General features: G+C 70.2%; 15 protein-coding genes. 11 read left to right on the top strand and 4 right to left on the bottom strand.

The window, feature by feature from the left end; translation table 11 throughout:
• Positions 1–28 precede the first annotated feature (28 nt).
• Entirely contained in the window at positions 29–1,330 is a 1,302-nt protein-coding gene (locus HD841_RS12390; RefSeq protein WP_179509179.1) for an MFS transporter, read from the top strand.
• On the opposite strand, the gene HD841_RS12385 is transcribed toward HD841_RS12390, so the two are convergent.
• Positions 1,317–2,408 (bottom strand): aldose epimerase family protein, encoded by a 1,092-nt coding sequence (locus HD841_RS12385; RefSeq protein WP_218845523.1) that lies wholly within the window; start codon positions 2,406–2,408, stop codon positions 1,317–1,319. The genes HD841_RS12390 and HD841_RS12385 overlap by 14 nt on opposite strands.
• Positions 2,409–2,550: 142 nt before the next feature.
• Between HD841_RS12385 and HD841_RS12380 the strand changes: the two genes are divergently transcribed.
• Together HD841_RS12380 and HD841_RS12375 are read left to right on the top strand one after the other, a co-directional pair.
• Entirely contained in the window at positions 2,551–3,345 is a 795-nt protein-coding gene (locus HD841_RS12380; RefSeq protein WP_179509178.1) for a hypothetical protein, read from the top strand.
• Positions 3,342–4,133: a metallophosphoesterase gene (locus HD841_RS12375; protein ID WP_179509177.1), complete on the top strand. Its 792-nt coding sequence runs from the start codon at positions 3,342–3,344 to the stop codon at positions 4,131–4,133. The genes HD841_RS12380 and HD841_RS12375 overlap by 4 nt, the downstream gene beginning before the upstream one ends.
• A gap of 6 nt (positions 4,134–4,139) precedes the next feature.
• Here the strand turns inward: HD841_RS12375 and HD841_RS12370 are convergent, their stop codons facing one another.
• A complete protein-coding gene (locus tag HD841_RS12370) occupies positions 4,140–4,796 on the bottom strand; it encodes a sulfite oxidase-like oxidoreductase (protein WP_179509410.1) in 657 nt (218 codons plus the stop codon).
• A gap of 154 nt (positions 4,797–4,950) precedes the next feature.
• On the opposite strand from HD841_RS12370, the gene HD841_RS12365 reads away from it, so the two are divergent.
• From HD841_RS12365 to HD841_RS12350, 4 genes are all read left to right on the top strand, one after another.
• Entirely contained in the window at positions 4,951–5,493 is a 543-nt protein-coding gene (locus HD841_RS12365) for a DUF2076 domain-containing protein (RefSeq protein ID WP_179509176.1), read from the top strand.
• Between the two features lie 313 nt (positions 5,494–5,806).
• A complete protein-coding gene (locus HD841_RS12360) occupies positions 5,807–6,145 on the top strand; it encodes a hypothetical protein (protein WP_179509175.1) in 339 nt (112 codons plus the stop codon).
• 121 nt (positions 6,146–6,266) lie between these two features.
• A complete protein-coding gene (locus HD841_RS12355; RefSeq protein ID WP_373563011.1) occupies positions 6,267–7,334 on the top strand; it encodes a potassium channel family protein in 1,068 nt (355 codons plus the stop codon).
• Positions 7,335–7,341: 7 nt separating this feature from the next.
• Positions 7,342–7,776, top strand: coding sequence for an HIRAN domain-containing protein (locus HD841_RS12350; protein WP_179509174.1), 435 nt, complete (start codon positions 7,342–7,344; stop codon positions 7,774–7,776).
• A 617-nt stretch (positions 7,777–8,393) separates the two neighbouring features.
• Here HD841_RS12350 and HD841_RS12345 read toward each other — a convergent pair.
• Positions 8,394–8,615 (bottom strand): hypothetical protein, encoded by a 222-nt coding sequence (locus tag HD841_RS12345; protein ID WP_179509173.1) that lies wholly within the window; start codon positions 8,613–8,615, stop codon positions 8,394–8,396.
• Between the two features lie 177 nt (positions 8,616–8,792).
• Here HD841_RS12345 and HD841_RS12340 point away from each other — a divergent pair, with 177 nt between their 5' ends.
• Positions 8,793–9,362, top strand: a complete 570-nt coding sequence (locus HD841_RS12340) for a hemerythrin domain-containing protein (protein WP_179509172.1) — start codon at positions 8,793–8,795, stop codon at positions 9,360–9,362.
• A gap of 36 nt (positions 9,363–9,398) precedes the next feature.
• Here HD841_RS12340 and HD841_RS12335 read toward each other — a convergent pair whose 3' ends face one another.
• Complete coding sequence (locus HD841_RS12335; RefSeq protein WP_179509171.1) at positions 9,399–9,626, bottom strand: hypothetical protein; 228 nt, start codon at positions 9,624–9,626, stop codon at positions 9,399–9,401.
• A 134-nt stretch (positions 9,627–9,760) separates the two neighbouring features.
• Between HD841_RS12335 and HD841_RS12330 the strand changes: the two genes are divergently transcribed.
• The 3 genes from HD841_RS12330 to HD841_RS12320 all read left to right on the top strand — a co-directional run bounded on the left by HD841_RS12330 (position 9,761) and on the right by HD841_RS12320 (position 11,167).
• Entirely contained in the window at positions 9,761–9,967 is a 207-nt protein-coding gene (locus HD841_RS12330; RefSeq protein ID WP_179509170.1) for a hypothetical protein, read from the top strand.
• Positions 9,968–10,046: 79 nt separating this feature from the next.
• A complete protein-coding gene (locus HD841_RS12325; protein ID WP_179509169.1) occupies positions 10,047–10,589 on the top strand; it encodes a hypothetical protein in 543 nt (180 codons plus the stop codon).
• Between the two features lie 356 nt (positions 10,590–10,945).
• Positions 10,946–11,167, top strand: coding sequence for a hypothetical protein (locus HD841_RS12320; RefSeq protein WP_179509168.1), 222 nt, complete (start codon positions 10,946–10,948; stop codon positions 11,165–11,167).
• Positions 11,168–11,228: the final 61 nt, after the last annotated feature.

Raw genomic sequence — 11,228 nt, 5'->3', positions numbered from 1 at the left:
CGTCTGCGCTAGCGCTGCGACGATGGGGATGGCACCGCCTGGCTCAGACACGATGCGGCGCGCCGCGGCGGCCCTCTCGCCCTATCTGCTCGCGCATTTCGCCAAGAGCCAATTGTGGCATGCCAGCACGATCCTGTTCGGCTTCTTCCTCACCGAGGCCTGCGGGCTGAGCGCGACCGCGATGGGACTGGTGATGGCCGGAACGCTGGTGCTCAACGGCGCCATCGACGCCGCCTTGGGAATAGGCTGGCGGGCGCAGGTCGTCGGCCTCGCCGGCGCGGCGCGATTGCAGCTTGCCGCCGCGCCGGTCGTCTGCCTGTTCTTCCTGCTGTTCTGCGCGACGCCGCTGGTCGGGCCGGACGCGCGCCTGCCCTGGGCACTGGCGATGCTGCTCGGCTTCCGCCTCGCCTATCCGGTGCTCGACGTGCCGCAGAATGCGATGGTCGCGCTGGCGCCGCTGGGCGAGGACGGGCGCTGCACCCTGCTCGCGCGGCGCAACATCGCCTCCGGGCTGGCGAGCATCGCGGTCGGTGCCGCCGCCGGGCCGCTGCTGATCCGCGGCGCGGGCATCGGCCCGTGGCTGGCCTGGGCGGCGGTCCTGTCGCTGCTGGTCTGCGCGACCGGCTGGTGGCTGCGCCGGTCGCCGGTGACCGGCGTGGTCGATCGGCCGGCGCGGCGTGATGCCGACGCCACGCCGCTGCCCTTCGCCACGATCCTCGCCGCGCTGGCGGTGATGATGGCGGCAAGCTCGACCTTCCGTACGCTCGAACCCTATTATGCCGCTTATGCCGCGGGTGGCAGCGGCCTGCTGCTCTGGGCGGCGATCGGCGGCCTCATCAGCCAGCCGGCGTGGCTCGCCTGTCGCCGCCGGACCAGCCCGGCCGGCGCGCTGAGCCTGGCGGCGCTGGTGCTGCTGCTCGCCGCGCTCGTCCTGCTCGCGCCGCTGCGTACCACCGCCACCGGCGTGATCGTCGCCGGACTCGGCTTCGGCGCGGGATCGAGCGGCCTGTGGCTGATGCTGTGGGCGGCGATGATGCGCCGCGCCGCCGCCGGCGCTGCGACCGCCTATGTCGGCATCTTCACCTGCGTGTCGAAGCTGGCGCAGGCGGCGGCGATGCTGCTGCTCGGCCGGGTGCTCGCCGCCTCGGCGTATCGCGTCACGCTCGCCGATCCCGGCTCCGCGCCGTCGCTGCTGATCGTCCTGTCGCTGGCGATCCTGGCGGCGACGTGCCTCGCGCTCGCCTTCGCGCACGCCCGCGCGGCATCGGCCGGCGCGCCCGGCCCGGCCGGCGCTCTGCCGGTCGCGCTGCCGCCGCTCAGCGGCAGCTAGGCGCCGCGCTGCCGTCGGTGCCGAACCGCCAGATCGTCGTCTGGCGATAGGTTTGGCCGGGGCGCAGGATCGTCGTCGGAAAGCCGGGATGATGCGGGCTGTCCGCCACATGCTGCATCTCCAGAGCAACGCCGTCGCCGGGCTGGTAGACGCGGCCGCTCGGCCCCGCGTCGCGGCCGTCGATATAGCCGCCGGTATAGACCTGCACCGACGGCTCGGTCGTCTCGATCGTCAGCGTCCGGCCCGACGCGGGATCGATCAGCCGCGCGACCGGCGCCAGCCTGCCCGCGGGCTTGTCGAAGAACCAGGCGTGATTGTAGCCGCGTCCGGTCGACGGCAGGCGATCGATCCGCTCGCCGATCCGCCGCGGACAGCGGAAATCCAGCGGCGTGTCCGCCACCGGCGCCAGCGCGCCGGTCGGGATGCCACCCGCGTCGGTGACCACCGACCGGGCCGCCTTCAACTGCAGCCACTGGCCCAGCACGCTGCCGCTGCCCTCGCCCGCCAGATTGAAATAGCTGTGGTTGGTGATGTTCAGCGCGGTCGGCCTGGTGGTGCGCGCCGCATAGTCGATGTGCAGCGCATTGTCGGCGGCGAGCCGATAGGTGACGGTCACCGTCAGCTGGCCGGGGAAGTTCTGGAAGCCGTCCGGGCTGACCAGCGTAAAGGTCGCGCGGTCGCCACCCGCTCCCGGCCGGCGGCGGACCTGCCAGTCGGCGGTGTCGAAGCCGAACGGGCCGCCGCCGTGCAGCGCATTGGCGCCGTCATTGGCCACCAGGGTCACCCGCCGCCCGTCGATGGTGAATCGCGCGCCGGCGATCCGGCCCGCATAGCGACCGATCGTGGCGCCGAAGCCGTTCTTGCGGATCTTGCTGCGATAGTCCTCGGGCGTGGCATAGCCGAGCACGACGTTGGCGCGCCGTCCGTCGCGGTCGGGCACTTCGATCGCGGTCACGATCGCGCCTTGCGGGATCAGGCGGACCGTCATGCCGTTGCGGTTGCGCAGCGTGATCGTCGGATCGGCGGGCAGCGGCGCGGCGGCCGCGACCGCCGCGGCGAGGAAAGGAAGCCATGTCACCGCAACGGTCTAGGACACGCCTTCCACCCGCGCGACCGCCTTTTCACCGCCGCCTGCCAAATCGACGGCGCGCTGCTCCCAAATCGGATACAGCCAAGGTTCAGCGATCATGCTTAACAGGCCCCTTATGGTTGACCCAGACTTGCCAGCATCCGGTCCGCATGCGTCCCAGCCGACGCCCAAGATCAAGGGCGTTGCCGACGACATGGCGGCGATCTTCGGCCCTGCCTTGCGCCGCGAACCCGCCGCGCTCCCCGTTCCCGTCCGGACCGAGCGGCGCCGCCGCAAGCGCGGTCCCTGGCTCGCCCTATTGGGCGCAGGCGGCGTCGTGACGATGCTCGCCGCCGGCGTGATCGGCGGCAACAGCGCGATGGAGGCGCCCGCCACGGCTCCGGCGACGCGCGTCGCCGCGAAACGCGTGAAGGCGCCGCCCCGTCCGGCACCGGCAGCGGCGCAGCCAGCCGAGCCGGTCCAGCTCGCCGCCGCGACCCCGACGCAGCCGCCGCTGCCCCCGGCGGTTGCGGAGGGACTGGTCAGCGCACCCGCGCCGCACGCCGACGTCCCCTACGCCGAAGAGGTCGCCGCCGTGCCGCAGCGGTCCGCGCCGCCGCGCGTCGAACGACCGGCACCGGCGCCCGACCGCCGCGCGGCGATCACCACCGTGTCCTCGCAACGCGCTGCCTGCTACGACGAGGCGAGCTGCCTCGCCCCGCAACTGCGCACGGCGGAGCGCAGCGTCGCCGTCGCCTATGACCGGGCGACGCAGGCGCAGGTGCGCGCCGGCACGCTGCGCGACTATCGCGACGAATGGCTGCGCGCCCGTCGCGTCGCGCTCAAGCGCCCGCGCGAGGCGCTGCGCATCTACAGCATGATCGCCTCCGACCTGCGCGTCTTCGCGGAGGATGCGCCGGAGGATGAGCGGGTCGCGCTGCGATGATCGGCTTCCGTCGCGAACGTCATGTCCCGGCAAGCGGGGTCCGCAGCGGACCGCAGCCGCTCTACGCGATCGGTGACGTCCACGGCCGCTACGACCTGCTCCATGCACTGCTTGCCGAGGTCAACCGCGACGCCGCCGAACGCTATCCCGGCGTGACGCCGCTGCTCATACTGTCCGGCGACTATGTCGATCGCGGCCCCGCGTCCGCCGAAGTGCTCGCCGCCCTGACTTGGCTGCTGCGTTCGACCGCGGTCGAGGCGCGATTGCTCGAAGGCAATCATGAGGCGATGCTGCGCGACTTCCTCGAACAGCCGGTCAGGCATGGCCGCTGGCTCGCGGTGGGCGGCGCGGCGACGCTCCGCTCCTATGGCGTCGCTTTACCCGATCCGCCCGAGCTGGACGATCCGGCGACGCTCACCGCGCTGCGCGACAGCCTGCTCGACGTGATGCCGACCTCGCACTACCATCTGCTGCACCGGCTCGAACTGCTGGTCGAGGTGGGCGATTACGCCTTCGTCCATGCCGGGATCGTCCCCGGCGTCGCGCTGCACGCTCAGAACCGCGACGACCTGCTGTGGATCCGCGAGGAATTCCTCGACCATCCCAAACCGTCCGCGTCGGTCATCGTCCACGGCCACACCTGGACCGGCGATCGCCCGACGCTGCTGCCGCACCGTATCGGCATCGACACCGGCGCCTACAAGACCGGCGTGCTGACCGCGCTCCACCTGTGCGACGACCGGGCCGAGATCATCCAGGCCGTCGACGACGCTGCCGCCACGGGCTGATCCCGGTCAGCCGTAGCGTTCCTCCGCCCACGGGTCGCCGCGCATGTGATAGCCGTTGACCTCCCAGAAGCCGGGCTTGTCCGCGCCGAGGAAGTCGATCGCGCGCAGCCATTTGGCGCTCTTCCACAGGTAGAGGTGCGGCACCAGCAGCCGCGCCGGGCCGCCATGCGCGCGGGTCAGCGGCGCGCCGTTCCAGCGATGCGCGATCATCGCCTGCTCCGCCGCGAAATCGGCGAGCGGCAGGTTGGTGGTATAGCCGTCATAGCCGTGCAGCATGACGAACGCCGCCTCGTCGCGCGGCCGGACGAGCGCGATCAGGTCGCGCGTGGCGATCCCCGTCCAGTCGTTGTCGTAGCGCGACCAGGTCGTGACGCAGTGGATGTCCGACCGGGTCTGCGTCTGCGGCAGCGCCATGAACGCCGCCCAGTCGAGGATGGCCGGCCGCTCCACCATCCCGCCGATGCGCAGCTCCCATCGCTCCGTCGGGATATCGGGCTGGCGGCCGAGGTCGAGCACCGGCCAGTCGCGCACCAGATGCTGGCCGGGCGGCAGCCGCTCGTGCTCGGGCCGCGCGGGCGTGCCGGTCAGGAACTTGTGCTCGCTCGCCCAGCGCTGTTTCGAGCGCGTCAGCTTGCTGTCGGGCGGCGTCGCATCGTCGGTCATCTCGATCTCCGTTGCACCGTTCATGGTGCGTCATCGCCGCCAAAGGCAAGGCCGCGCCGGGGCGCAGGTGAAATTCACGTCACAATCGCGTCGCGCGGTTGAACCCGCCGGGGTGGCCGACGATCTCCGCCGGCGTCAACGCGAGGGACAGGATATGACACCCGACGAACGCACGCTTCTGACGAATTTCCTCAACGAACTGGTCGCCACCCGCGGCATCGCCAAGGATCAGGAGGCGGATGCGATGATCCGCCAGGCGCTCGCCGCCAACCCCGATGCGAGCTATCTGCTGGTCCAGCACGCCATCGTCGCCGACCAGTCGCTGCACGCGGCGCAGGCGCGGATCGCCGAGCTGGAGCGACAGCTCAACCCGCCGGCCGCCGCGACCAGCTTCCTGCCGTCCGACCGTGGTGGACCATGGGGCGGATCGTCATCCACCTACGCACCGCCCCCGCCCGAGGCGCGGCCGGGCATCCTCTCGGGCGGCGGCGGCCTCGGCAGCTTCCTGCGCTCGGCGGGCACCACCGCGGCGGGCGTGGCCGGCGGCGAGATGCTGTTCAGCGGCCTTTCCAATCTGTTCGGCGGTCATCACGGCGGCGGCTTCGGTGGCCAGGGCTTCCTCGACGCGCCCGAAGAGAACATCACGATCAACAACTACGGCGACGGCGACGACGATAGCGACAGCAGCGACTGGTAGCATCGCGTGACGGCTTGAACCCAAATCAGCCGCTCGCGTGTTGGGGACGTGCAGATCATGGCAAGCAGAAGGAGCCGGATGGTGACAACCCAATTTCTCGTTGCGCTGATCGGTTCGATGTCTTTCTCCGCGCTGGTGACGATCCCGTTGGCGCGGTGGTGCGCGACGCACCTGCCGCGCTGACGGCGCTCGCGCCATTCCCGCCGCCGCCACGCGCCGCGGCGGGGCACGCACTTCGCCCTCGGTATTGGCCGGCAGCTGGTGTAGCGGTGCGCGTGCCCGCCCGACGCGGGACGAGGATTGAGGCAGAGGCATGGCCCGCAAGCACACCAAATACCGCCCCGACGACGATCTGCCCGCCGACGAGGACGCCGCCGCGCCGGTGCCGCCCTGCTGGCTGTGCGGCCGCCCGACGGGCAAGACGATCGTCTGGCATCATCCCGTGCCGAAGAGCCGGGGCGGGCGCGACGTCGTGCCGATGCACCCGATCTGCCAGCAGACGGTGACCGCCAACTTCACCAATTCCGAACTGCAACGCCACGGCATGAGCGTCGACGGGCTGCTCGCCGACCCGGCGACGCGCAAGTTCGTCGACTGGGTGGCGAACAAGGACCCCGACTTCACCGCGACCATCACCAAGAAGCAGCGCTGATCCGCAGCATCGGCGCCGGGCACGCGCGCGACGCCGCGGCGCTTGCGCTCGACCCGCATCCTCCCGCATCAAGGCGCATGGTCCTGCCCGCCGCGTGCTTCCCGTGACATATCGTCCCCCCGTGCGGCCCGCACTGGCGCCGGGCCGGATGGCGGCCCGGTCGGGACGGCGCGACGTGCGCCCGCGCTTCTACCGTGCCGGGCGGCTCGGCGCGCTGACCATGCTGGCGATCCGCGCCGCCGCGGTGCTGCTGCTGGTCGGCATCGCGCTCGGCGGCCATTGGATCGACCGCGCCGGGCTGCGCGACAATACCGACGGCGCGGTCAGCTTCCTCGACATCGTCTATTTCACCGTCATCACCGTGACGACGGTGGGCTATGGCGACATCGTGCCGGTCAGCGATTCGGCGCGGATGTTCGACACCTTCGTCGTCACGCCGATCCGCATCTTCGTCTTCCTCATCTTCCTCGGAAGCGCGTACAGCTTCATGCTCAGACAGGGATGGGAGCGGTGGCGGATGGGCCTCGTCAGGCATGAGTTGAAGGACCACGTCATCGTGTGCGGCTTCGGCCGCTCGGGTTCGGCGGCGGTCGGCGAGCTGCTCGAACGCGGCCACCCGCCCGGGCAGATCGTCGTGGTCGATGCGAACGCCAACCGCCTGCGCCTCGCCGAGGAATGGGGCGTCGCCACCGTCGAAGGCGATGCGACGCACAATACGGTGCTGGAAATGGCCAAGGTCGGGGCGGCGCGCACCGTCATCGTCTGCCCCGGTCGCGACGACACCGCGGTGCTGATCATCCTCACCTGCCGCCGCCTCGCGCCGCATGCCGGCATCGCCGTGTCGATCGCCGCGATCGAGAACGAGCTGCTGGCGCGCGACGCCGGCGCCAGCATCATCGTCAACCCGGTCAGCTTCGGCGGGCAATTGCTCGCGCAATGTACCGCCGGCCCGCATGTCGCCGATTACGTCGCCGATCTCGTCACCCGCGGCGGCAAGATCGAGTTGCGCGAACGCGCGGTGCGGCCCGAGGAGGTCGGCACATCGCCGCGCGCCAGCACCGACGGCCAGATCGTCCGCATCTATCGCGACGATCATGCGATCGGCGTGCTCGAGCCGGAGGCGCAGCAGTTGCGCGCGGGCGACTGGGTGATCGAACTGGTCCCGGCCGGCCGGCCCGCCGCCGCCTGACCCCGCGATGCAGGAACTGACCCTCGCCGTCGTCGGCCTCGACTTCCCCAATGCGGACGGCAGCAACCGCCGCTCCGAAGCGATGATGACGCTGCCCGGCGCCCCGGTCGCGCTGGTGCCCGAGCCGAAGAACAAGCACGATCCCAATGCGATCGCGGTCTTCAGCGGGCAGGGCGCGCAACTCGGCTACATCAATGCCGAACGCGCGCCCTATATCGGTACCCGGCTGAACCGCGGCGAGGAGGTGGCGGCGATCTTCCAGGGGCTGGATGGCGGATCGGCGTTCGTCCGCGTCCGGTTCGGCGGCGGCCTGCCGACCCTGCCGCCAGCCGCCGCCCGGCCCGCCTCCCCGCCCGCCCCGCCGCGACCGGCGCGGCGATCCGAACCCTATGACCCGCACGCTTTCTATCCGGACGAGGACGGGCCGGAATGGGGCGCCTGAGCGCCGCCGGACGACCGTCCACGCCGGCCGCGCCGGGCCGCGGGCGCGGGCGCGAGATGAAGCAGGGGGTCACCGGCAAGCGGGAGGCAGGCCGTCCGGGGCGGGATCGCCATTCGAGCTTCGCGCGTGCGGCCTTCCCTGCGGGCAGGTCTATCGCATAGAAACGTGTGCTTGAGCCGGCCGCCGTCCAACCCCACCCGTCACCCCGGACTTGTTCCGGGGTCCACCCTGCGGCGGGGAGAAGGGCTTCATTCGACACCATTCCCTTGCGGCTGGGTGGACCCCGGAACGAGTCCGGGGTGACGGCGATGATGAGGACACCGATCGAACCTCACCACCCCAGCCATAGGCAATCGCCCTGCCCTGGCGAAGGCTATCGCATAGAACGTCTGTTTGAGCCGGTCGCCTCCCGACCCTACCCGTCACCCCGGACTCGTTCCGGGGTCCACTCCGCGGCGGGGAGAAGCGCGTGATTTGACACCATTCCCTTGCGGCCGGGTGGACCCCGGAACGAGTCCGGGGCGACGGCGGTGATGAGGAAACCGATCGAACCTCACCACCCCGGCATCGGCCATCGCCCTGCCCCGGCAGGGCAAGGAACCCGACCGCATGCCAACCTAGCGCAGCCCGAACCCTGCGGCACTGTTCTCGCCATTGTCGGTACGCTCACGGCCGGCGAGGACGTTCTCCAGCTCGGCGAGCGTATGCGGCACGTCGAGGTGCTGCGCGCCGAGGAACAGGCGGCTGCCCTCGCCTTCGGGTATTGCATGGGTGAGCTTGTCGATATCGACCAGCGCCTTGCCAGAGGGCAGCATTTCGATCCGCACGAACCGCATCATCGTCTCCCGCGTCACGCCGGACCGGCATGGATGGAGTGGGCAACGATCCACGGCGCGGAAAAGACGCGCAAGCGCCGGATCGGCAGGCCCGGATGACCCCCACAATGCTAACAGATCGCAACAGGAACAGCCGCTTAGCACGGCACGTTGCCGCTTTCGAATGTGGGAGTGAGCACGATGACGAGCCAACAGAATACCGAATCGAACACCGTCCGCCGCACCATCGCGATCGGCGCGGCGGCAGGTATCGCCACCGGGCTGCTCGCCAACCTGCTGCGCAAGGCCGCGGTGCAGGCGCCGACCGTCTTCGCCGGGCCATGGGACAAGGCGCTCGCCGCCGAACATGCCGCCGCGCTGAAGATCTTCGACCTGCTCGAAGCGACCGACGACGACGCCACCGCGCGCCGCTCGTTCCTGCTGATGCAGCTCAAGCATGCGATCAGCAAGCACGCCTTCCAGGAAGAGAATGTCGTCTATGCGATGATGCGCGACCAGGGGCTGACCGAGGCGGCGGATCACCTCAATCACGAACATGGCTATGTGAAGCAGTATTTCTTCGACCTGACCGAGATGCCGCGCAACGACCCCGCATGGCTGCCCAAGCTCAAGGAATTCCGCGGCCTGATCGAGAGCCACATGCGCGAAGAGGAAGACGAATTGTTCCCCAAGCTGCGCGATCAGCTGTCCGACGAGCAGAACAAGCACATCACCGCCGCGATGAACAAGGAAGGGCTCAAGCTCGCCTGATCCCGTGAGGGGGGCGCGTCGCACGCACCCTTCGGCTCAGCCGTTCAGCCAGTCGCTTTCGGCATCGTCGAGCGCGGCAAAGGCATCGCCATCGGCCTGCTGGCTGCGCAGGTGCGCCCGCACCGCCTCGGGATCGCCGTTGCGCGGAAAGCTGCGGTCGGCGCGCGCCGCGTCGGCGATCCCGTCCACCCAGTCGCCCCGCCCGCGTTGCGTCAGCAGCCAGCGTCCGAACGCGATCGGGCTGCCATCATCCGGGTTGATCATGCTGCGCTCCTCCATTGCCGCACCCTATCGCACACGCCCGATGTTCTTGCAATGTTCTTGTCAACGCCCTTCGTGTCGGCGTAGCATGGCGCATGCCGAGTCGCGCCGACCCGGCGACGAACAGGAGCCTCGGCATGGAGCAGGACCTCCCGCTACGCGCGGCCGCGCGTGCGATCTACGACGCATGTTATCCGTCCGAGGAATGGACGCCGTGCAGCTTCGACGAGGCGGAGCGGTTCGGCACGGTCCATTATCGGCAGGCGGTCGGCGCCGCCTGCCACGCGCGCCGCGCGCTGACGCCGGACGAGGAATGCCAGTTGCTGCTGTCGGTCGTACTGTGATCGCAACGCTCGCCTGATGCGCGGCGTGGAACCTGCCGCCCGCCCATCGGTCGGGCAGGTCATGCCCCAGCCGTTTCCCATGCCCGCCACCTTCGTCGTCAGCCGCGTGATGCGTCCGGGACGGGAGGATGCCTATGAACCCTGGGTGCGCCGCCTGCTCACCGCCGCGCAGGCGCACGACCGGTTCGCCGCGGCGGTGCGGCTCGATCAGGCGGGCGGGCTCCACCACCTGCTGCTCCAGTTCGGCGGGCCCGACGCCTTGCAGGCCTGGCTGGCGCAGCCCGCCTATCGCGACCTCGCCGCGGAGGCGGAGGCGTTTTCGGTCGGGCTGGATCAGCGGGACAGCGGCAAGGTCGTCGGCTTCACCCTGCCGAGCGAGGTCGCCGCGAAGAAGTGGCGGACGGCGCTCGTCACCTGGATCGGCGTCGTCCCGACGCTGCTGATCGTCAGCGGCGTCGTGGGATGGGCGCTGCCGGCGCTGCCGCGCGTGCTGCAACAGATCCTGTCGTCGATCGTGCTGACCGCCGCGCTCACCTGGCTGATCCTGCCGCGTGTCCGCGGCTGGTCGCGCTTCTGGATGCTGCGGGATTCACAGGGCAAGTTGCGCAAGACCGCCGACTAGGCGGCAGTCCAATGCCCCCGACGCGCAGGGCGATTGCAGATCGCTGGGGCGGTGAGGTTCGATCGGTTTCCGCATCAGATCCGTCACCCCGGACTCGTTCCGGGGTCCACCCATCCGCAAGAGAATGGTGCCAAATCAATCCCTTCTCCCCGCCGCAGAGTGGACCCCGGAACAAGTCCGGGGTGACGGAATGGGGTTGGAAGGCGACACGCCCAAAGCTTGAATGTCGATTCCGCCTGGCCGATGAGCGAAAAACGGCGGCAGGGCGTTATGCCTGCTCGATCCGTCCGGGAGAGTCCGATGCCAGATTGCCCTATCCTTCGCCCCGCCCCTCCCATCGTCCGGGCCGCCTGACCATGGCCGAGGTGGTAATCAGCCCCAGCGGCCCCGGCGCGATGGAAGCCGGCCTGATGATCGACAACACCGGCACCCGCTTCGTCGTGCTGACGTTCCAGGAGCCCGAAGCCGATCCCGTCATCGTCACCTTCACCGTGCCGATCTTCCAGGACTATGTCCGCCATCTCGCCAAGACGGCCGAGGCGGCGGCGGACGAACTCAACTGGGTCATGCCCGACTGAGCGTCCACGCGCCACGCCCCGGCCACCGCCGACCGGCGCCTGCCCCCCTGACCTGCCCGAA

Source organism: Sphingomonas melonis (genome assembly GCF_013409985.1).
Taxonomy (GTDB): Bacteria; Pseudomonadota; Alphaproteobacteria; order Sphingomonadales; family Sphingomonadaceae; genus Sphingomonas; species Sphingomonas melonis_A.
The sequence above is the reverse complement of the archived record's forward strand: the minus strand, read 5'-3'. Positions and strand labels throughout refer to the sequence as shown.